Consider the following 19,683-nt stretch of genomic DNA (forward strand, 5'->3'; position numbering starts at 1 on the left):
AGTTGACGGTATTAATCTAAATCCAAGGGCATTAGCCCTTGGATTTTTTATGTTTTTTACGCAAATCTAGTCGCCGATATACGGTGGCTATTACTAGCAGCCTCGGTTAGCTATTGCCTCAAGGTGCGCGAGGTTGGTGCGTTCGACGGCAGCGAACTGCGATAAGGGTTGATATCTAATCCACCTCGACGGGTATAGCGCGCAAAAACCGTTAAATACTTAGGGTTACAAAACTGCTGAATATCACAATAGATGCGTTCGACACACTGTTCGTGAAATTCATTGTGATCACGAAATGAGATTAGGTACTTGAGTAGCTTCTCTTTATCGATTTCATTGCCCGTGTAGCTGATATAAACACTAGCCCAATCTGGCTGATTGGTAATTAAGCAATTCGATTTTAACAAGTGGCTAACCAATTGTTCGGTCACTTGTTTTTTATCCTTGTCCGTAGCATCAGCTAAAAGCGTTGGCTGATATTGGTATTGCTCAATCTCCACATCTAGCTCATCAATACAAGTGGCCTTTGTTGCCGCGATAGCCAGTGGTGGGCAGTTATCGACAGGGAATAAACGTACCGTTGCATGAGCGCCCGCCACTTTCGATAAGTCATTGGTCATATGCTCAATGACTTGCGCTTGGCTATCAAAACGCGTCTGATTGAAGCTGTTTAGATACAATTTGAACGACTTAGATTCAATTAAATTATCGCTCGAACAAGGAAATTGAAATTCTGCCACAGCAACCACGGGCTTGCCTTTAGCATTTAGCCAAGAAACCTCGTAGCCGTACCAAATATCTTCACCGAAAAATGGGAGCTTACTTTGGTCAATGTCTAAATCATCGCGATTCAGGCTACGTGGTACGCCTTGCAATAAGCTTGGATCATACTGGTTGCTATAATCTGTTGCTTTTCCTAACGTTAAACCTTCTAATAGGTCACTATTTTGATACTTTGCCATGCGTTATTCGATAAAACGATTTGTGAACGAAATAATGGCGCTATTTTACTAGGATTTTGATTAAGATGACACGCCCAGACCATGATTTAGCCAGACAATTACGCAGCTTAGCTTCGGGGTTTGTGTCGGCCTTTCAGGATAAACACGGCCATTTACCTGTGGTCGAAAAAGATGATGACTGGCCGTCTCCTTGCATCAAAGGGGAGTATTCGGCAGATGCTAATTACTGGCAGCCAGTGGATGCAGGCGATAAGCTAAGCTTTAACAATGTCGAGCAAGCGCTCGAGCTATCGCTTCATCCGGATATAAAAACCTATTTCACCACGTTTTACAGCGAAAGTTTCGACTTAGCCTCTGAAGACGGTAATTTGAGCTTGCTTTTCCCGTGGAGTAAAGCTGATTTTGCTCGCCTACAAGAAAATATTATTGGCCATGTGCTCATGAAACGTAAACTCAAGCAGGACGTGACTATTTTCTTTGCACTTACGGATCAAGACGACTTTATTTTATCGTTAGATAACGACACTGGCGAAGTGTGGGTAGAGCAGGTAGGTAAAGCGCCGCATAAAAAACTCGCAGATAACTTAACTGAATTTCTCAGCCAGTTAACACCTGTTATTTATGACTAGCTTAATATATTGCTTGTCTCAAATTGCCTCTACCTGAGGTTATTTAGCTTTAAGTAACGCTTTAATTTCAGCTAACTCTTCTTGCAGTGGCTTAATTGCTGCTGCTACCACCTTTTCTATATGACTTTGCAACTGGGCTAATTGCGCCCCTGATAGCTCCACCGTTTGGATATTTTCACTGCCTTGCTCACCGCTATTTGAACCCTGATTCACCTGAACAACACTGGTTTTCTCAGGCTGATGTTGCCAGCTTTTCAATGTGTTAATAATGGTGGGTAATGGTGTTGGCTCGCTCAGTTTAGATTTGACTTTCGCCACTGTCGGGCTTTGGCCTTGATTGGCAAGTTGGTTGGCAATGGCTAAAATTTCATCTTTAATCGTCATAATGGATAATCGTGTGAAAAAATTAATAATTATTAGCAAATATGACCAAGTGTTAAATTTCAATAGCTTTATAAAAACACTAAAAACGTAGTAAAAACAAATGGTTGAAAATTTGGTGCATGATTTGCTGAGTAATTAACAATAATAATCAAACTCAGGGAATTATTGAAGATGAAAAAGTCACTTGTTTTACTATTAACAGCCTTACCATTAACGATGGCATTAAGTGGCTGTGTGGTTTCGGTTGGTGGTGATGATGATCACTACGGCTACGATTTAGGTGATCGGGAATACGAAAACCGTAAAAAGATCGCACGCTTACAATTGAACACACCATTTGCTGACGTTCAATCGCGTTTGGGCGTAGCTGATTTTAACGAAGTGTATCAAAAAGAAGGCGAAAACGTGCAGGTGCTCTACTACCGTACGAACCGCAAGCATAAAGACGGCATCACCACCAAAGATGAATGTACACCGCTAATTTTTCGCGACGGGTTATTGGTCAGCTGGGGTGAAATGGCCTATGCACAGCTCTAGACAATAGCTTACATTATTCCTCTGTTATCACTTGAAAAGCGCTAGTTGATGAGTAGCGCTTTTTTATTGCCCTTGTCATAGAAAAACCTGCTTGCTTTCTCAACACTTCATCTCATTCTTACCGATATCAATTCAATACCGGCACTAATTCAATTGTTGTTTGATTATTGACCTATTTCTGATCTTGTTGCTATGGTGATTATGGCGAACAAAAAATAAAAACAATTAGTGCATGGTTCACGTACTACTAAAATAATGACAAACCAGTATGTGGGCGACTGATGATTACTTGCGTATTCACATGCGACAAAGCGATTAAAAATGGGGGAGTCTATGACGCAAACGGTAGCAGTACCACAAGATGTCGATATTCGAGCAACGTACCTAGCCGCAGAGGATCTCAAGCTTGCCGCTTCGTTGCTTTATCAAGCCTATCACGATGATCCTGTCTTTCTGGAAATATTCCACAGTGATAAAGAAGATTATGAGCAGCGTTTGCGTACCTCAATTCGCGAAGAGCTTGGCGCTTTTTGGCAAGCGAAACAACCTATGGTTGGCTTGTACTTAGGTGAAGCCATGGTGGGCGTTGCTTGTTTAAATGGGCCAGATGATGGTGTCGGCTTTGAGCGCTTTTGGCATTGGCGTCTGAAAATGCTGCTCAATGCAGGCTATTTTTCTACCAAGCAAATGATGGAAAAAGAAAAACTGATCATGTCACAAGTCCCGCTAACCAAGTTTCATATGCTGAGCTTTATTGCCGTGCACCCATTGCACCAGCATCACGGTTTTGGCCATTATTTAATGGCCGCTGTTAATACTGTACTTGAAGAGCACCCTGAGAGTCAGGGGGTGGCGGTTTATGCCACCAATGACAAATACCGCGAATTTTTTAAAGACGTTGATTATGAACTGCTCAAAGAAGTGGTCGTGGGTAAAGTCAATGGCGCCTTGATGATTCATTATCGGGAGAGTGATCATGGCAACACCTAAAAAGTACCAAAATTTTGATGATTTTTACCCGTTTTACTTATCGCAACACCAGAACAAAATCTGTCGCGGTTTGCATTATGTTGGCAGCGCGGTTGCACTGGTGCTGTTGGCGTTGGCATTCGTTAAGCAAATTTGGTGGCTGGCGTTACTCGCCATTGTGTCGGGATACGCATTTGCTTGGATAGGGCACTTCTTTTTTGAAAAAAATCGCCCTGCAACCTTTACCTACCCTTGGTACAGCTTTATGGGAGACTGGCGAATGCTAAAAGAGTTTCTAACGAACTCTAGGGCAGATAAAGGTTAGCAAACAAGCGCCATCACAGTGACAAATCGCAGTTTTATATCATTTGTATAGAGAAGTTGCATACAAAAATGATATAGAGCTGCACACGCAAATGGCGCCTCGATTTTGTGCTATCGCGCAATGCATAGCTGCAACTTATTGTCTCTACTGCACCTTGCTTGCTACACTGCCCACGTTTTATTTTCCAACCTTGTATTAAATTGCTTTATGAAATTCAGCCCACTTGTCCAAGAATTAATTGAGTCTTTTCGTTGTTTACCCGGTGTAGGTGCAAAAACAGCGCAGCGCATGGCATTTCACTTGCTTGAGCGCAACCGTCAAGGGGGAGCCAAATTAGCAGAAAATATGGCGAAAGCCATGGACCAAGTTGGTCACTGCCAGCAGTGTCGCAATTTTACCGAGCAAACCTTGTGTGATATTTGTCTAAGCCCGCGCCGCCAGCACGCTGAGCAGTTATGTATTGTCGAAAGTCCGGCCGATGTTATTGCTATCGAGCAAACAGGCGAATTTCAGGGGCGGTACTTTATTTTAATGGGGCATTTATCGCCAATTGATGGCATTGGCCCAGAAGACCTAGGGCTAGATTTACTGGAAGCACAGCTGCAACAGGGGGGGATTAGGGAAGTGATTTTAGCCACTAACCCAACGGTTGAAGGGGAAGCAACGGCGCACTTTGTCGCCGAGATGGCAAAATCGTTTGAGGTGAATTTATCGCGTATTGCGCATGGCGTACCTGTCGGTGGTGAGCTTGAATATGTGGATGGTAACACCCTGTCACATGCTTTATCGGGGCGAAAAAGCTATCAGGTATAATTCACCGCATAACTTGCCTCTCTGCTACTAATTCTAGGCCCCATATGAGCCAAATAATTGCTAATGAATCTGCAATTTGTCTACGTCACGACAGCGTTGACGCCCATTAACGTCAGCCAGTTTGCTGTGGATTGGCAACTCATCAGGGGAATCAGGGGAATGGGCGCCAAGCGGTCAAATGCTTAGGCGTTGATCGTGCTAATCTAACACGCTTAGCTAAATCCCCCGATTCCCTTACTGAGCAACTGATTCGCTAGTTCACCAAAGTCCTTAATGCCCCTAGCCTCGGGGCATTTTGGTGTGCGCCTGTTGTGATACATTCATGCTCATTGCATGGCCAGCTCGAGTTGTATTTGTGGGCGGTGGTGGTGCACTTGAATCGTGCGCCTTTTCATCCATTTCTTGAGCTATTTGCTCATCGCTCGCTTGGGGTGCAGGTGCAAACTTCAAGATGGTATAGCCTGCAATCGCAGCAATGAGCGACGCCATGAGAATGCCCAAACGCTCATCGACAATAATATTGCTGCCTGTGGTTTCAAAGGCCAGAGAGCCGATAAATAAACTCATTGTAAAGCCAATACCACATAACACCGAGGCGCCGAATATATGTCGCCAGGTGATTTCAGCAGGAAGTTTAGCGATGCCTAACTTTGTCGCGATATAACACATTGACATGATACCAAGTGGCTTACCAATTAATAACCCAAGTGCGATACCCACAGTAATCGGGTGGCTAATCGCATCTATCGTCAATTCACGAAAGTCGATGCCGGCGTTGGCAAAAGCAAAGAGCGGCAAGATAACAAACGCGACTGAGCTATGTAGGCTGGATTCCAATTGCTTGACTGGTGAATGTTCAGGTTTTTTCTGATCGCGCATGGGAATGAAAAACGCCAGTAAAACACCAGCAAGTGTTGCATGTACGCCAGACTTCAATACAGCGACCCATAAAATACCACCGACGAACATATACGCAGGAATATCTGTGACGCCCTTGCGGTTGAGTAATGTCAGTACCATTAAACAAGTTGCACTGATAAGTAACGGCGCTGTTTCCAGTTGTTGAGTGTAAAACAGTGCGATAATGACAATGGCCCCTATGTCGTCAATAATGGCAAGCGTGACTAAAAACACTTTTAGCGATGCTGGCACTTGTTTGCCAAGTAGCATTAATATACCCAAAGCGAAGGCAATGTCGGTGGCGGCAGGAATTGCCCAGCCAATCCGATTACTCTCGTCTTGATAATTAATAACAAGGTAAATCAGTGCTGGAATCACCATGCCGCCAACGGCGCCAAACAGCGGCAGAAAAGTGTTTTTCGGCTCTGCTAAGTGACCTTCCAGCAGCTCTCGTTTGAGCTCTAACCCCACTAAAAAGAAAAATGCAGCCATCAGCCCGTCGTTGACCCAAAGCAGTATGGGTTTGTTTATCGAAAGCTCACCAATGTGAATGCCCGCAGGTATTTGGATAAGCATTTCGTAATAAACCGACAAACCACTGTTGGCAACAATCAATGCCAGCAACGTTGTAAACAATAAAATTAAACCAGCAGCAGCTTCCAGCTGTAAAAATTTCTTAATAGCAGTCATATGTACACCTAATTCATCCTGGAGCAGGTTAGTAGTTGGCAATAAACCATTAAAAACAGCCCTGAACAATACGCTGAGGGCTATCACACTTTGTGGGCTGTTGAAGCTATGTAGAGGCGTTTGTACTTGCTGCTTGCACTCCAATTTTTCTGGTGAGATAGATCATTCGACTACGATTATCTTCAAGCAGCACGCAAGCAATTTCAACTTGTGCTCATTGAAACAATAACCACAGCACCATTTACTTACATGAGTCCTTATTCACATGAGTAATGCCTTGCAAGAATGTCAGTTACTAGGCGAACGTCTAATGGTTTACCATAATTTTTGGCGGCTTGAGTTATTACACCTTTGAAGGTTTGGTATTCGATATCGGCAGGTAAACACACTTGCTCCATACCGTACTTACGGGTTTTTACAACGCTGTAGTTGCTTGTGCTCGTACGGTTGTTGTAAGCACGCTCGACAAGGCCTTTAGGTTCAGTAGGAGAAAGCAGTGATTGTTTTTTACTGATCAAGCCGTAAAAAAAACCTTGGCAGCTAAATTCGAGTTGAGGGGAAATATCGTCAGACAAACACTGACTGATCATTTTGTCTGCGGAAAAGTTAGACGCCTGTATAGGTACAGTAAGACTCAACAACACAATTGACATTGCTGCAATAGAAAAACGCATAAATCACCTCGTTAAATGGCTGTGTGAATGTTGGCTGCGAAAATGCGCTCAAGAATTTTATTAGCCATAGTTCTTTAACTCTAAAGTGTATGACGATAAGAAAAAATCTGATTATTTCTTAATATTACTTCGTAATTTACGAAGTTTTGGCTAGTCTATTGAGTAAACCATTGTGTTTCCTAAGTAATCCTCTCAGGAAAAAGGATAAAGCGTGCAAGTTAATTACAACCATCTTTACTACTTTTGGGTGACGGCGACAGAAGGTGGTATTTCCCGAGCCGCAGAAAAACTTCACTTAGCGCCCCAAACGGTTAGCGCGCAAATAGCAGCGTTGGAAGAAAGGTTAGGGCGAGCACTTTTTATTAAGCGGGGTCGAACGTTAGCGCTAACCGAATTTGGCGCATTAACTAAATCTTATGCCGACGAAATGTTTCACAAAGCGCAAGAGTGGTTGCACACAGCAGCTTCCGGTGAAAAGCACGTAGCAACTATGTGCCGAGTAGGGTTGACTGACGGTTTGCCGAAAACGTTAATCAGCAAGTGGCTGTCGCCAGCATTAGATAACGACCAACATGTGCTGCTAGATTGTCAAGACGGCAACTTGGATGAGTTACTCGCGCAATTAACATTGCATAAGTTGGATATGATATTAACTGACTTGCCTTTGATTGCAGATGTTGAACTGTCGGTGTATTGCCAAAATATCGGTTACAGTGACATTGGTTTTTTCGCGCCTATGTCTGAGATCAAAAGGCCGCCATCGTCAAAGCCTAAAACCCCTCTGTCTTCAAGCCCAAGCTCTGCAACCTCAAACGAGCAACTCACCAACACTTTTCCTGTTTGTTTACATCAGAAGAGAATGGTCATGCCGGGGTTTAATACGAGTTTAACGCGCAGTTTGATGCAATGGTTTGAGGTTAATGAAATTAAACCCGATATAACGGTTTATGCCAACGATATCGCTTTAATGAAATCACTGGGCAGAGATGGTTTTGGTATGTTTCCCGCGCCTTTGATCATTAAAGAGGAAATTATGGACAAATTTCACGTTGGTTATATCGGTAAAGCTGACAATGTAACGCAAGAATATCACTTGATTACGCCGCAGCGCAGTATTGTGCATCCATTTGTTGCTAAAATTGTCAGCATGGCGGCTGGCTTAAATTCGGTAAGTTAGCCGTTGAGTTTGCTTTAAGCAGAGAAAGCATCAAATCAATAGTAAATCATAAATAAAACAGAAGTTACGTCATGAAAAGGTTAGATTTTTTACTCAATGTCACGCAAGTACCAGCCGATCTGTTAGCGGTTTGCCACCAACCTAAGGCGGATTTATACGGCACTTATCAATTATATCAATTCCTTGTCGATAGCCCCTTACTCTACAAAGTTTGGATGGTAGATGAATACGGTGACTATTGGCTGGAAGTCAACCTGATTGACGATAGTGGCGAGCCAGCGTTTCACACCATAAAGATAGACCAAGATAGCTATGAACAGGTTGAGTTTGAACCCTATCAAGTGCTTACTGAGCCGGGAAAGTCGAGTTAACCCCCTTGGTGAGTGACTGAGGTTGCGTTAAATAGTCTAGCGTACATACTATGCTTGGTAGATCACGGTAAATGTGAATCTAATCGGATATACCTCAACAAAAGGAGTTTGTGATGGAACACGATCAAATTGTAGAAACCCTCTCGACGCTCGCTAATGGCGTTGACCCAGCCACAGGTGAAGTCTTCCCTCAGGAGTCGCCCTATAACCAGCCAAATGTTATTCGTGCCTTACTTCTACGCGGTGAACCAGCTGCCAAAACCGAAAAAACCAAAACGCACGGTTGAACAGAAGCAACAAGAAAACCTCGCCAAAGGTTTACCGAAAAACTATGGTTTGCCATGGGCTGAAACAGATGCGCAACAGGTTATTGAAAAGTACCAAGCTAACGTTGCTATTCAAGACATCGCAAGTGATATGGCACGCAAATCCAGCTCGATTGTGAGCCTTTTAAAAAAGCATGACATTATCAGTGAGCAACAAGTGATATCAATGGGCATTAGGTTTTAAACTGGCATGTTAATGTAAACTGTGTTGAATGTCGGCAACTGAAAATCAGCCGCTGGCATTCAACGCCTTTAATTAGCACACCAATTTTTTACGAAAATATACTGATGAAAAATTAATTTAGAAAAATCGGCGACAAATTTTCTTGAATTCAAAAACACTATCCCCATATCTCCTGTTAAGTAAAAAGTAGTGCTGCGGCTAGCTTGCCCAAATTAGCGCTACATTGGTTATTTTGAGTTCAGATAGGAGATGTTTCAGATGTCTGAGACAGGTCAAAAAGAAGTTCACGGTTTTCAAACAGAAGTTAAACAGCTGCTCCAGCTTATGATTCACAGTCTCTACAGTAATAAAGAGATTTTCCTACGTGAGTTAGTATCAAACGCGGCGGATGCGTCAGACAAATTACGTTTTAAAGCCTTACAAAACGCTGAGCTTTTTGAAGGTGACGGTGAGTTACGCGTACGGGTAAGTGCCGATAAGGAAAACAACACAGTTACCATTTCTGATAACGGTATCGGGATGACCAGTGACGAGATCATCGCTCACTTAGGCACCATTGCAAAATCAGGTACGGCTGAGTTCTTCTCAAAACTATCTGGCGACCAAGCGTCAGACTCACAATTAATCGGTCAATTCGGTGTAGGTTTCTACTCTGCGTTTATCGTTGCTGACAAAGTCACCGTGCGCTCTCGTGCTGCCGGCGTTGCTCCAAGCGAAGGTGTGGAATGGCAAAGTGAAGGTGAGGGTGAATTTACCACTCGCCAAATCGAAAAGTCAGGCCGTGGTACCGACATTATTCTTCACTTAAAAGAAGACGAAAACGAATTCCTTGATGACTGGCGCTTAAAGTCAATTGTTACTAAGTACTCAGATCACATCTCAGTATCGGTTGAAATGCTAACACCAGAAATTCCAGCGGTCGAAGCACAACCAGAAGAGAAAGACGACGAAGGTAATGTGATTCGCCCAGCGATTGAAGCACGTGACGCTGAGCCTGCCAAATGGGAAGCGGTGAACAAAGCAACTGCGCTTTGGACACGTGAAAAAGCAGATGTTAGCGACGAAGAATACAAAGAATTCTACAAGCACGTGTCGCACGACTACGCAGAGCCAATGCTTTGGGAGCACAACAAGGTAGAAGGTACAACTGAGTACACGTCACTACTTTATATCCCAAGCAAAGCACCATTTGATTTATACAATCGCGAAAAGCAACACGGTTTAAAACTATACGTACAACGCGTTTTCATTATGGATGACGCAGAGCAATTTATGCCGACTTACCTGCGTTTCGTGAAAGGTTTATTAGATTCAAACGATTTACCACTGAACGTATCGCGTGAAATCTTACAAGATAACAAAGTAACGCAAGCCATCCGCAAGGGTTGTACTAAGCGCGTACTTAAAATGCTTGAGAAGTTGGGTAAGAAAGACCAAGAGCAATATCAATCATTCTGGAACGAATTTGGCCAAGTGCTAAAAGAAGGTCCAGCTGAAGATATGGCTAATAAAGAGCAAATTGGTAAGCTATTGCGCTTTGCGTCAACTAACGAAGATTCAAGTGTACAAAACGTATCATTACCTGATTACGTCGAGCGCATGAAAGAAGGCCAAGACAAAATTTACTACGTAGTTGCAGACAGTTTCGCCGCAGCGAAAAACAGCCCGCACTTAGAAGTATTCCGCAAGAAAGGTATTGAAGTACTGCTGCTTTCTGACCGTATCGATGAATGGCTAGTTAGTCACTTAACAGAGTTCGATGGCAAGCAACTACAGTCTGTGGCGCGCGGTGGTGTTGACCTAAGCGGCATGGAAGATGAAGAGTCAAAAGAAGCACAAGAAAAACTTGAGCAAGAGTTTGATTCAGTCGCCAAGCGAATGAAAGAAGCGTTAGGCGATAAAGTACAAGATGTTAAAATTTCTAATCGCTTAACTGACTCGCCAGCCGTTATTGTCACTGCCGAAGATGATATGAGTATTCAGATGCAAAAATTAATGGCATCTGTGGGTCAAGAAGTGCCAGAAACTCAGCCAATCTTTGAAATTAACGCCGAGCACGAGCTCGTTAAACACGTTGCCGATGAGCAAGACGACGACAAATTTAACCAGTGGGTTGAAGTGTTATTTGAGCAAGCAACATTAGCAGAGCGTGGCAGCCTAAGTGACCCAGCATCATTTGTGGCAAAACTAAACAAGCTAATGATGAGCTTAGCTAAGTAACCAAGTTGAAAGCGTGAAAGTAATCGCTCACACTAAATAATATCAAGGCGCCATTCGGCGCCTTTTTTACGTAAAGTGTTTCTTATGTAAATAGGGAAGCATTCATGTTTGTTGTATTACGTATCTCTGTATCCCACAGTAAAACTCGTTAGCATTATCAGCATAGCCCATCTCGTCAGCCCCGGCTTAGCCATCTGCTAAAGCGACTAAAACAACTAAAGCAGCGAAATAAGCTGCTTGCGATTGGCTAATCTATCGGCCACTTTCTGGCCTAAAGCTCACCTTCAAATTCTTCAACCTGAGCATGAAACGCTAGTACTTCATCAATTGCGTCTTGGCAAATTTCAATTGTCATTTTTTGGTGAACTGTAACTGAAATAGAGGCACCAGCTTTTCAACTTAGCACAAAGTCAAAAAGTCCGAGATCGGGGCGCTTCGTAAAAAACTTTTAATATGCTATTGAACATCTAAATGATAATGATTACTATTTGTTTGTTGGTGTGATGATCAATGTTAAAGATCAGTGCACTGTTTTTTTCCAATAGGCAATATGAGAACCATTATGAGGACTAACCTAAATTCCGTTCGTGATTTAGCAACCCAAGCTGTTACCTTTTTAGCACTATGTGCATTATTAGCCTTGTGCGCCAGTAATGTTGCTGTCGCTAAAAATCATGAAGTTAAACTCCTAACGGCTGATAGCAATGGCCAAACCATGATCATGTCACCAGGCTATTTAAAAATTGCCAAGGGCGACACCGTTACTTTTATCCCGGCAGATGTTACCCATAATGTTGAGTCTATTGCCATTCCAGCCTCGGCTAAAAAATTCACCAGTACCATGGGTGAAAAATTCTCTTACACCTTCGATGAACAGGGCGTTTACTTGTACAAATGCACGCCACACTTTGTCATGGGCATGTTAGGTGTTATTCAAGTCGATGACGCAAATAACCTCGCCGATGTGCAAAAACAGTGGGATACAGTGGGGGCAGGCGTTGTGATGAACAAAGAGCGCGTAGCCAACTATTTAGCGCAAGTAAAGTAGAGCAGAGCGTTATGGGACATAACTATCAACACAATTTGCCTCGAAAATCAGATTATCAAAGTGAAAGCTGCCAAAGTAAGGGTAGCGATCACAGCCAATGGCAATCGCTATTAAAGCTGGGCAATGAATCTTTTCACGACCAGCAGTTTCAACAGGCTGAGTTCTTTTACAGCGAAGCGTATGACTTACTCGCTCACAATTACCGTAATTCACCAAAATGCGCTGACACTTTAATGGCCTGGCTCTGCACTTGCCATAATTTGTCTTCATTGTATGAGGAAACGGGGCGATTAGAATTGAGCTTGCGTTTTTTGATGGTGCCACACGAGTACTTGCTTGAAATCACGGAATCAGAAATTCAAGACGAAGATATTAAGTTGATTGCCTTTAAAGGCTTGAGTTTAACCATTGCTCCCATTTTAGCGTTTGCGCAAAAACACCCGATTTGCGATGGCTGTAAAAGCCAATTTGAATCGTTAGAGCAGCTGTTAAAGCACGATGCGCCGCAAGTGCATTAGCTTGATGAGTTAAGCGAGCTAACGCAATCACAACTTCACGGAGAACAACAATGATAAATCGTATTTTTTTACTCGCACTAACGTTAGTGTTTTCAGGCTTAGCCTACGCTCATCCGGGTCATGACCACAATGACCCAATGGCAATGCTAGTGCACTTATTATGGCTTGCACCAATCGCAATCGCGTTAGTAGTGGCCGTTTATTTAAAGAAACGCGCTAGTACTGAAAACGCAAAGCAAGATAAATCGCAAGGTTCGTAAAGGTTAGTGAACTAGGAGACCGGATCATGATTTTTGAACTATTAACACGTTTAGACAAGAAAAACCCGTTTGATACGGCGTCAGCTCATTGTGACATTCCATGTAAAATTTACGACCCTATGTCGGCGCAACTGGCTGTGCTAACCATGATTCGCATGGTGGACTTACTGGAAGAGTTAAAAGCCAATACGCAATTGAGCTTTGAGCAACAAGCTACTTTTTATCGCCTCGTTGCCGAAAAAGAAAACCATGGCAAAATTGTGAAAGAAGAAATTCGCGTTATTTGGGGGGATTACATCAAGCAGCCACAGTTAGAGACACACCCGCAATTACATCAACTTACCCATGAAATCATGTTGGCAGCATCGTTTGCAAAACAGCATATCGATCGAGCGGCAACATTAAAGCTACTAGACAAAGTGAATCAATTTGCCGATATCTTTTGGCAAACTAAAGGTGTCGCCACGTATACCGCCCATTGCCCATATCCACCAGCAGAAACGCTGATCTACCCAGATTTAAAAGCGTCTGCTTAGATACTGTTAGCGGATACCTTTATTATGCTTGGATTAAAAATTTGGAAAGTTAAAGGCCACAGTATGGCGCCCGTTATTCCGCAGGGGTGCTTTATTTTGGCCGCCAAATGGCTTGCCTTTCTGCCAATTAAGCCCGGTCAACGACTGCTGATTGATCACCCTCAATACGGCATTATCGTCAAAACAGTCGCTTTGGTTGACCACAATGGACTGATTTGGAGTAAAGGCGAAAACGCGGCCAGTGTACCAGTTGAAGTGCTTGGCCCGGCAAATAAAACACAGGTACTTGGCCGCGTTATCCGAATTTTTAAACCCAAGCGTTAACGTGCTTATATGATCATTATTAGCTGCGCTAAGCGCTCATTAATACTCATTAATCGCCTATTTATTTAATCTTTTGCCAATAAAAACCTTGGCATTTAGCCACTAACATACAAACCACTTTATGCCGTTATCTCTACTTCAAAAGCTCGATTTTTTCTCATTTCGCACATTAGTGCCTCACTATCGTCGTTTACTCATTCCCGTGCTTTTGGTTGTCCTGCTGATTAACGCTGAGACGCGCTCGCTCACAGTTTCTGTGCTAGCTGACGCGTTCTGGCAAGTAGCGGTGTTCGTTGCCGCAACACTAGCGGTTTATCACTTATTTGCGGATAAAATTTATCAACTGACCCTTTCTAAAAACAAAGAGGCCAATAGCAAAGAGCAGCAAGCGACACGTCAGGTCGTTATTGCCAGTTTGTTGGGTGTTTTACCCGGCTGTGGTGGTGCCATTGTGGTGATCACGCAATACGTGAGTGGTCGCATGGGGTTTGGGGCGGTCGCTGCGGTGTTAACCTCAACCATGGGGGACGCGGCTTTTTTGCTGCTGGCCGCCGAGCCACTAACAGGGCTGGCAGTCGCTTTAGTTTCTCTTGTCGTAGGTGTCTTATCTGGCCTTGCGGTCAATAAAATTCACGGTGCCGACTTTTTGCGAAGTACGGTTTCTCAGAAAAACGTCGAACAACATTGCCTTGCCTGCAAACCAATATCCAAATCCGTAAAACAGCAGCAAACTGTTCCGCGCCGTTTGCGTTATCAAGGGCTAGCGTGGCAAGGGTTAATCATCCCAGGTGCTGTTGTTGGTTTATTAATGTCGGCACAAGTTGATATTGCTGCGCTAATGGGAATTAGTGACGCAATAGTAGCTGGCGCAGGGGCTTTATTGGCATTGAGTTTTATTGTTTTGTGGGCAATTACTCAGGAAGTCACAAACTTCGAATCCATCGTCGCAGAAGATAAAAAGCTCAAACACAGTAAAGCCTTTCAAAAAGTCGCACTGGATACCAATTTTGTCACCAGTTGGGTGGTAATGGCGTTTTTAAGTTTTGAGTTAGTGATGCATTATGGTCAGTTTGATTTAACTCATGTCTTCACGGTTTTTGGTGCTGCCGCGCCGCTAATGGGCGTACTTGTTGGTATGATACCGGGATGTGGCCCGCAAATTATTACCACATCACTATACTTATCGGGTGCAATACCGCTCTCTGCCCAGCTAGGCAACGCCATTAGCAATGATGGTGATGCACTTTTTCCAGCAATCGCTTTATCGCCAAAGGTTGCCATTATCGCGACTTTGTACTCGGCTATTCCCGCGCTTGTTGTTGCCTATGGTTACTATGTGCTATTTGAATAATTTGATATCACTTAATCGCTATCCCCAATTGCGCTAGCAAGTAAATAGACTAGACTTTAGTCAATGCGTATTGACTAAAGTCTAGTTACACATCAACCCACAATCACTTCGCTAAAAGTTTGCTGTCTTTGGTGCCGACTCATACAAGGACAGTAAGATGGAAAAACCACTTGTTCTCCTCATTCATGGCATGGGTACACATCAGCCCGGCGCTATCACAGATGAATTTCAAAAAGGCTTGGCGGAATCAGCAAAATTTCTCGGCATTGAAGACTTCAACGCCAGTGATGAATTTGAATTCGACGAATTTAACTACTCTGAATTTTTAGATGATTGGCGCAACCAACACGCTAACCATGCGCAAGCGATCACTGATGCGATGCTCGCTGGTCCTAGTTTTCTTAATCGAATACTGTCATTTCAGGCGAAATTAGCGAACGATGAATTTTTGTATACTCATTGGCTCGATGTATTTGTTTACTGCGTGCTTGATACGGTTCGGGTTGAGGTTACCGCGCAGTTGATGGCAAAGCTGATGACCATACTCAAAGCGGCTAAAGATGATAACGATAACCCAAGAGAGGTGATCTTTGTTGCCCATAGCTTAGGTACGGCCTTGCTACATGACACCCTTGATTTACTTTATGTTGGCTCTGGTGGTGAGCCAGATACCACCCATACGATTCGTTATGTGAATTACCCCATTGACGGCCTTTGGATGGTCGCTAATGTCTCAAGGCTAACGCATATCTTAACGCGACTTCGCGACCCTGAGCACTCGATTGTGCGAGACAACAGCGTCAGCCACGACGGTATTTGTACTGGCTTTTATCCTGTCTTTAATGAGTTTGACCCCTTCACGTTAATAAAACGCTACAAAGTCGAGCCTGTTTTTGGCGAGTTGATTCGCACTAAAGACTTTCGTCGCCTGTCTGATGGCTGGGTCAATCCACATGATTTTGGCGAATATATGAGTGATCCAAGTGTTGGCGGCGTGTTCTTGGATACTCACTCATCGCATGATATTTCCTTACAGCAACTGCGCGATGCAATGGCTAGTTATCGACATACGACTTTATCGGGAAATGCCTCTTCAAAATACAAGGCGATTAAAAAAGCAATAGCAGACATTGAACACGCAATTGACCAAGGCGCTTCAAAGACACAAAAAGTAATATTGCTGATGGAATTGTATGAACACTTTAAAGAGGCATACGACTTACTGAAATCAGGCTTCGCAAAACGTTAGGAGGAACGCATGAACATTCGTATTCACTATTGCCGTTTAGCTATTCTCCTGTTAGCGCAGTGTATCGTGGCAGGGCAAGTAGGCGCGCAAGACTGCGCTTTGACCAGTAAGCCGACCGATTATCCGGCATTACAAGTATTTCAGGCAGAGAGCTTGAGAGTGGCGCAGCAAACCTGTCAATCAATTGCACAAGATCCTGTCCGTGCATTTTCAGATAAAACCTTTCTGATGGGAGGTGATGCAGATAAGCCCATCAAAGAGTTATTAGCGCAATTCGCTCAGCACTTCCCTGTGGATTTATTTCGAGATGCTGATAAAGCCCTTGCTAGCTGGCGACAATACTCAGTGCCAGAGCAAATCCAAGAGGACTCATTAAACTTATCAATGGCTTATACGAGTGGAAAAATTCTTGGTTTCCGAACTAATAAAGGGCAACAGATAAACCAAATAAGAACCAGAGATTTGGCTCCCGCAATGACAAACCATTGCCAAACGATGGGGTTTTCTGATTGCCGAGTTATGTTTACAGAATTTAACCGCCTTGGTGGCGTACAAAATTCCTATATTAAAGAGTGGAGATCAAACCGGACGTTGGAAAATATCTATCAAACGGCCGATCGCTGGCAGCAATTCTCTGCTGAATCTCGTTACCAAACGCCTATTGATATTTGGTTTACGTCAATTATTTATCGAGATCAGCTCAAAAATTTGGAAAAGCTCCCTGAACCACCCGATTATCAGCTCTTCTTCGCTCGCCCTAGCATAGTTATCGACCATTTTGATAAAGCCCGTAAAGGCGATAAAACCGAATACAGCTTATCGGTAGAGTGGCTTGGCTTTAATCGCTGGCAAAGCACTATCCCTTGGGGGGCGTCAATCACCAGTGTTTATAGTGACCGCAAAGATGGTCAATCGGTTGGCCATGGTTTGATGCTACACATTTACAATAATTTTAGCATTGGTGTTGTCGACCGCGGTAACGGTGATAAAAGCGTATTTGTGAGCCTAGAGTTGATGGATTGGTTTGGGCAGGCACAACAAAAATACCAAGCGTATAAAAAGCGTTACTTTAATTAGAGCAGCTTCTTTCAAATACAAAGGAGAGCGTGATGGCCGATATTTTATTAACTGATTCAGATAAAGACGAAATCAATCAAGTATTAGCGACTCAGTTACCGGAATATCGCAAAGCCTTTAGTTATCGAACCGCATTACTGATGGCGGTTATGTCAGAAGTAGCCTACGTAGTGTGGGAAAAACGCTTTCCAAATTTAGATGACGAAACTACAAACAAGGTTAGAGAAAACATTATCGATAAGTTGGAGAATGCCCGCAATAAACAACTATTAACGGATTACTTGGATGAACTACTGCAAGAAAAAAGCGCACAAAAATCTGAACTGATTAGCTGTTTAGCCGAATTTGACCTTAAAGTAGACGAGCAAGTGAGTTGGTTAAATGAACCCCAAGAAGACACACAAGGGTTTATTGCATTTAATGACGAGTTTGCCATTCTTGCCTTTCGGGGCACTGAAAAAGACAGCTTTAGCGATATCCGTACCGACGCCAGCGCTGCGCTATGCCAAAGTCCAGCAGGTGGATTAGTCCACGAGGGCTTTCAAAATGCGTTTACTAAAGTGTGGCACCAGCAGCTTAAACAAGCGTTAGAGCACCCGCTCTTAGCTGGTAAGCCGCTTTATGTGACTGGCCACAGTTTAGGCGGTGCTCTAGCCACAGTGGCGGCTCGGCAAATTCCGGCGACGACAAAAATTGCGGCGTGTTATACCTTTGGCTCGCCAAGGGTTGGCAATGATGATTGGATCAATCGCATCAAGTCGCCCATTTATCGTATTGTGAATGCGGCTGATGCGGTGCCAATGTTACCACCGGGGGCGGTTGCTATGTCTGCATTAGACTTTGTTACGCGATTAATACCGGGTGTAGGAGAGGCTGTTGCTAAGTGGCTGTCGCAATTTGGCGGTTATGTACATGCCGGTAACATGCGCTATCTAACCAACTGCGTGCCGGGTAATTATCAAAACGTTAAGCTGCTTTATAGCGTCAGTGTGCTTTTTCGCCTCAAAGCATCTGCCGTTGGTGTTTTATCACTGCTTGGCTTGGCTAAAAAATTGATCAGTGATCATTCAATTCGCATCTACCGACAAAAACTTCAAATTATTGCACTAAAGCGCCTCCCTAAGCCGACAGATAGTTAGTTAGTAACAGCGTTGCCCACAGCGATATCGACGATATGGCTGGATGTATAAAAAATACCGATTTTTACGTTGCTTTTTTGATCTAAGCGACGAAATCCTACTTGTTTGCATACATGCGAAAATGTATAGTGTCCCGCGTATTTATGTTAAATATTGTAAGCGAAGAATTATTAACAATAAATTTACTTACGGTTATGTAAACTAAGTACACAAAGGTACAAACATTCTGAATGTACAAAAATAACGAAGAAAGATTAAAACTTAGATAGTTATTTGCTTGGCGAGTTAGCGCGATAGAGGGCTAGACAATCCATAGCGACTATTGCTCAGCTAAACAAGCAAATAAGTATTTAACACAAAAGGCAGATTTTTATGCGCATTATTTTGTTAGGTGCTCCGGGTGCAGGTAAAGGTACTCAAGCACAGTTTCTAATGTCAAAATACGGCATTCCTCAAATTTCTACTGGCGACATGCTACGCGCTGCAATTAAAGCGGGCACAGAGCTGGGTAAGAAAGCAAAAGAAGTCATGGATGCTGGTCAGTTAGTTTCAGATGAACTAATTATTGGCTTAGTAAAAGAGCGTATTGCCCAAGACGATTGTAAAGCAGGTTTCTTATTAGATGGTTTCCCGCGCACGATCCCGCAAGCTGATGCCATGAAAGAAAACGGTGTTGATGTCGACAGTGTTATCGAGTTTGACGTTGCTGATGAAGTTATCGTTGAACGTATGGCTGGCCGTCGCGTACACCCGGGTTCGGGTCGTGTTTACCACGTGGTGTACAATCCACCTAAAGCAGAAGGTAAAGATGACGAAACTGGTGAAGATTTAGTGGTTCGTCCTGATGATGAAGAAGCAACAGTGCGTAAGCGTTTAGCGATTTACCACGAACAAACTAAGCCACTGGTTGATTACTACCAAGCGGAAGCAAAAGCGGCTGCTTGTAAGTACCTAACTATCGACGGTACAAAGCCGGTTGAAGAAGTTAGCAACACCATTGCTGAACAACTTGGCTAATAG

Annotated in this window: 24 protein-coding genes; 20 read left to right on the forward strand and 4 right to left on the reverse strand. The window is 43.5% G+C overall.

What is annotated here, in order from left to right:
- Positions 1-110: 110 nt before the first annotated feature.
- Positions 111-962 (reverse strand): NADPH-dependent 7-cyano-7-deazaguanine reductase QueF, encoded by an 852-nt coding sequence (gene queF, locus DXX93_RS07710; protein WP_116007596.1) that lies wholly within the window; start codon positions 960-962, stop codon positions 111-113.
- A gap of 65 nt (positions 963-1,027) precedes the next feature.
- On the opposite strand from queF, the gene syd reads away from it, so the two are divergent.
- Complete coding sequence (gene syd, locus DXX93_RS07715) at positions 1,028-1,591, forward strand: SecY-interacting protein (protein ID WP_116007597.1); 564 nt, start codon at positions 1,028-1,030, stop codon at positions 1,589-1,591.
- Positions 1,592-1,630: 39 nt separating this feature from the next.
- On the opposite strand, the gene DXX93_RS07720 is transcribed toward syd, so the two are convergent.
- Positions 1,631-1,975, reverse strand: a complete 345-nt coding sequence (locus tag DXX93_RS07720) for a hypothetical protein (protein ID WP_116007598.1) — start codon at positions 1,973-1,975, stop codon at positions 1,631-1,633.
- A 171-nt stretch (positions 1,976-2,146) separates the two neighbouring features.
- Between DXX93_RS07720 and DXX93_RS07725 the strand changes: the two genes are divergently transcribed.
- The 4 genes from DXX93_RS07725 to recR all read left to right on the forward strand — a co-directional run bounded on the left by DXX93_RS07725 (position 2,147) and on the right by recR (position 4,619).
- Positions 2,147-2,512, forward strand: a complete 366-nt coding sequence (locus DXX93_RS07725) for a DUF3192 domain-containing protein (RefSeq protein WP_116007599.1) — start codon at positions 2,147-2,149, stop codon at positions 2,510-2,512.
- 333 nt (positions 2,513-2,845) lie between these two features.
- Entirely contained in the window at positions 2,846-3,502 is a 657-nt protein-coding gene (locus DXX93_RS07730) for a GNAT family N-acetyltransferase (RefSeq protein WP_116009871.1), read from the forward strand.
- Positions 3,489-3,806 carry a DUF962 domain-containing protein gene (locus DXX93_RS07735; RefSeq protein WP_116007600.1) on the forward strand — a complete coding sequence of 106 codons (318 nt, stop codon included), beginning with the start codon at positions 3,489-3,491 and terminating at the stop codon, positions 3,804-3,806. The genes DXX93_RS07730 and DXX93_RS07735 overlap by 14 nt, the downstream gene beginning before the upstream one ends.
- 207 nt (positions 3,807-4,013) lie before the next feature.
- Positions 4,014-4,619, forward strand: a complete 606-nt coding sequence (gene recR, locus DXX93_RS07740) for a recombination mediator RecR (RefSeq protein ID WP_116007601.1) — start codon at positions 4,014-4,016, stop codon at positions 4,617-4,619.
- Positions 4,620-4,898: 279 nt separating this feature from the next.
- Here recR and nhaA read toward each other — a convergent pair whose 3' ends face one another.
- Positions 4,899-6,209 (reverse strand): Na+/H+ antiporter NhaA, encoded by a 1,311-nt coding sequence (gene nhaA / locus DXX93_RS07745; RefSeq protein ID WP_116007602.1) that lies wholly within the window; start codon positions 6,207-6,209, stop codon positions 4,899-4,901.
- Between the two features lie 257 nt (positions 6,210-6,466).
- Positions 6,467-6,883, reverse strand: a complete 417-nt coding sequence (locus tag DXX93_RS07750; protein ID WP_116007603.1) for a hypothetical protein — start codon at positions 6,881-6,883, stop codon at positions 6,467-6,469.
- 211 nt (positions 6,884-7,094) lie between these two features.
- Between DXX93_RS07750 and DXX93_RS07755 the strand changes: the two genes are divergently transcribed.
- The 15 genes from DXX93_RS07755 (at position 7,095) to adk (ending at position 19,680) form a co-directional block, all read left to right on the forward strand.
- Complete coding sequence (locus DXX93_RS07755) at positions 7,095-8,060, forward strand: LysR family transcriptional regulator (RefSeq protein WP_116007604.1); 966 nt, start codon at positions 7,095-7,097, stop codon at positions 8,058-8,060.
- Positions 8,061-8,131: 71 nt separating this feature from the next.
- Positions 8,132-8,431: a hypothetical protein gene (locus DXX93_RS07760; protein ID WP_116007605.1), complete on the forward strand. Its 300-nt coding sequence runs from the start codon at positions 8,132-8,134 to the stop codon at positions 8,429-8,431.
- Between the two features lie 113 nt (positions 8,432-8,544).
- Positions 8,545-8,718, forward strand: a complete 174-nt coding sequence (locus tag DXX93_RS20785; RefSeq protein WP_181902170.1) for a hypothetical protein — start codon at positions 8,545-8,547, stop codon at positions 8,716-8,718.
- Positions 8,675-8,941, forward strand: coding sequence for a hypothetical protein (locus DXX93_RS07765; protein ID WP_147302657.1), 267 nt, complete (start codon positions 8,675-8,677; stop codon positions 8,939-8,941). Before DXX93_RS20785 ends, DXX93_RS07765 begins: the two co-directional genes overlap by 44 nt.
- Positions 8,942-9,199: 258 nt before the next feature.
- On the forward strand, positions 9,200-11,161 hold the full coding sequence (gene htpG, locus DXX93_RS07770; RefSeq protein WP_116007607.1) for a molecular chaperone HtpG: 1,962 nt from the start codon (positions 9,200-9,202) through the stop codon (positions 11,159-11,161).
- Between the two features lie 562 nt (positions 11,162-11,723).
- Positions 11,724-12,209: a plastocyanin/azurin family copper-binding protein gene (locus DXX93_RS07775; protein WP_181902171.1), complete on the forward strand. Its 486-nt coding sequence runs from the start codon at positions 11,724-11,726 to the stop codon at positions 12,207-12,209.
- An 11-nt stretch (positions 12,210-12,220) separates the two neighbouring features.
- Positions 12,221-12,727, forward strand: coding sequence for a hypothetical protein (locus DXX93_RS07780; RefSeq protein ID WP_116007609.1), 507 nt, complete (start codon positions 12,221-12,223; stop codon positions 12,725-12,727).
- 50 nt (positions 12,728-12,777) lie between these two features.
- Positions 12,778-12,987 (forward strand): hypothetical protein, encoded by a 210-nt coding sequence (locus tag DXX93_RS07785; protein WP_116007610.1) that lies wholly within the window; start codon positions 12,778-12,780, stop codon positions 12,985-12,987.
- A gap of 26 nt (positions 12,988-13,013) precedes the next feature.
- Positions 13,014-13,523, forward strand: a complete 510-nt coding sequence (sodN, locus tag DXX93_RS07790; protein WP_116007611.1) for a superoxide dismutase, Ni — start codon at positions 13,014-13,016, stop codon at positions 13,521-13,523.
- Between the two features lie 24 nt (positions 13,524-13,547).
- Positions 13,548-13,847: a S24 family peptidase gene (locus tag DXX93_RS07795; protein ID WP_116007612.1), complete on the forward strand. Its 300-nt coding sequence runs from the start codon at positions 13,548-13,550 to the stop codon at positions 13,845-13,847.
- Positions 13,848-13,968: 121 nt separating this feature from the next.
- The gene (locus DXX93_RS07800) at positions 13,969-15,198 is read left to right on the forward strand and encodes a putative manganese transporter (protein WP_116007613.1); all 1,230 of its coding nucleotides are present in this window, start codon (positions 13,969-13,971) and stop codon (positions 15,196-15,198) included.
- A gap of 157 nt (positions 15,199-15,355) precedes the next feature.
- Positions 15,356-16,447 (forward strand): hypothetical protein, encoded by a 1,092-nt coding sequence (locus tag DXX93_RS07805; RefSeq protein ID WP_116007614.1) that lies wholly within the window; start codon positions 15,356-15,358, stop codon positions 16,445-16,447.
- Between the two features lie 9 nt (positions 16,448-16,456).
- The gene (locus DXX93_RS07810) at positions 16,457-17,524 is read left to right on the forward strand and encodes a hypothetical protein (RefSeq protein WP_116007615.1); all 1,068 of its coding nucleotides are present in this window, start codon (positions 16,457-16,459) and stop codon (positions 17,522-17,524) included.
- A gap of 32 nt (positions 17,525-17,556) precedes the next feature.
- Positions 17,557-18,663: a lipase family protein gene (locus DXX93_RS07815; protein WP_116007616.1), complete on the forward strand. Its 1,107-nt coding sequence runs from the start codon at positions 17,557-17,559 to the stop codon at positions 18,661-18,663.
- 372 nt (positions 18,664-19,035) lie between these two features.
- Positions 19,036-19,680 carry an adenylate kinase gene (gene adk, locus DXX93_RS07820; protein ID WP_116007617.1) on the forward strand — a complete coding sequence of 215 codons (645 nt, stop codon included), beginning with the start codon at positions 19,036-19,038 and terminating at the stop codon, positions 19,678-19,680.
- Positions 19,681-19,683 lie beyond the last annotated feature (3 nt).

Source organism: Thalassotalea euphylliae, from assembly GCF_003390335.1.
Taxonomy (GTDB): Bacteria; Pseudomonadota; Gammaproteobacteria; order Enterobacterales; family Alteromonadaceae; genus Thalassotalea_F; species Thalassotalea_F euphylliae_B.

Bases quoted from the DNA above. Each gene is read 5' to 3' on its own strand.
- queF (WP_116007596.1), bottom strand. From the start codon at position 962: ATGGCAAAGTATCAAAATAGTGACCTATTAGAAGGTTTAACGTTAGGA.
- syd (WP_116007597.1), top strand. From the start codon at position 1,028: ATGACACGCCCAGACCATGATTTAGCCAGACAATTACGCAGCTTAGCT.
- DXX93_RS07720 (WP_116007598.1), bottom strand. From the start codon at position 1,975: ATGACGATTAAAGATGAAATTTTAGCCATTGCCAACCAACTTGCCAAT.
- DXX93_RS07725 (WP_116007599.1), top strand. From the start codon at position 2,147: ATGAAAAAGTCACTTGTTTTACTATTAACAGCCTTACCATTAACGATG.
- DXX93_RS07730 (WP_116009871.1), top strand. From the start codon at position 2,846: ATGACGCAAACGGTAGCAGTACCACAAGATGTCGATATTCGAGCAACG.
- DXX93_RS07735 (WP_116007600.1), top strand. From the start codon at position 3,489: ATGGCAACACCTAAAAAGTACCAAAATTTTGATGATTTTTACCCGTTT.
- recR (WP_116007601.1), top strand. From the start codon at position 4,014: ATGAAATTCAGCCCACTTGTCCAAGAATTAATTGAGTCTTTTCGTTGT.
- nhaA (WP_116007602.1), bottom strand. From the start codon at position 6,209: ATGACTGCTATTAAGAAATTTTTACAGCTGGAAGCTGCTGCTGGTTTA.
- DXX93_RS07750 (WP_116007603.1), bottom strand. From the start codon at position 6,883: ATGCGTTTTTCTATTGCAGCAATGTCAATTGTGTTGTTGAGTCTTACT.
- DXX93_RS07760 (WP_116007605.1), top strand. From the start codon at position 8,132: ATGAAAAGGTTAGATTTTTTACTCAATGTCACGCAAGTACCAGCCGAT.
- DXX93_RS20785 (WP_181902170.1), top strand. From the start codon at position 8,545: ATGGAACACGATCAAATTGTAGAAACCCTCTCGACGCTCGCTAATGGC.
- htpG (WP_116007607.1), top strand. From the start codon at position 9,200: ATGTCTGAGACAGGTCAAAAAGAAGTTCACGGTTTTCAAACAGAAGTT.
- DXX93_RS07775 (WP_181902171.1), top strand. From the start codon at position 11,724: ATGAGGACTAACCTAAATTCCGTTCGTGATTTAGCAACCCAAGCTGTT.
- DXX93_RS07780 (WP_116007609.1), top strand. From the start codon at position 12,221: ATGGGACATAACTATCAACACAATTTGCCTCGAAAATCAGATTATCAA.
- DXX93_RS07785 (WP_116007610.1), top strand. From the start codon at position 12,778: ATGATAAATCGTATTTTTTTACTCGCACTAACGTTAGTGTTTTCAGGC.
- sodN (WP_116007611.1), top strand. From the start codon at position 13,014: ATGATTTTTGAACTATTAACACGTTTAGACAAGAAAAACCCGTTTGAT.
- DXX93_RS07795 (WP_116007612.1), top strand. From the start codon at position 13,548: ATGCTTGGATTAAAAATTTGGAAAGTTAAAGGCCACAGTATGGCGCCC.
- DXX93_RS07800 (WP_116007613.1), top strand. From the start codon at position 13,969: ATGCCGTTATCTCTACTTCAAAAGCTCGATTTTTTCTCATTTCGCACA.
- DXX93_RS07805 (WP_116007614.1), top strand. From the start codon at position 15,356: ATGGAAAAACCACTTGTTCTCCTCATTCATGGCATGGGTACACATCAG.
- DXX93_RS07810 (WP_116007615.1), top strand. From the start codon at position 16,457: ATGAACATTCGTATTCACTATTGCCGTTTAGCTATTCTCCTGTTAGCG.
- DXX93_RS07815 (WP_116007616.1), top strand. From the start codon at position 17,557: ATGGCCGATATTTTATTAACTGATTCAGATAAAGACGAAATCAATCAA.
- adk (WP_116007617.1), top strand. From the start codon at position 19,036: ATGCGCATTATTTTGTTAGGTGCTCCGGGTGCAGGTAAAGGTACTCAA.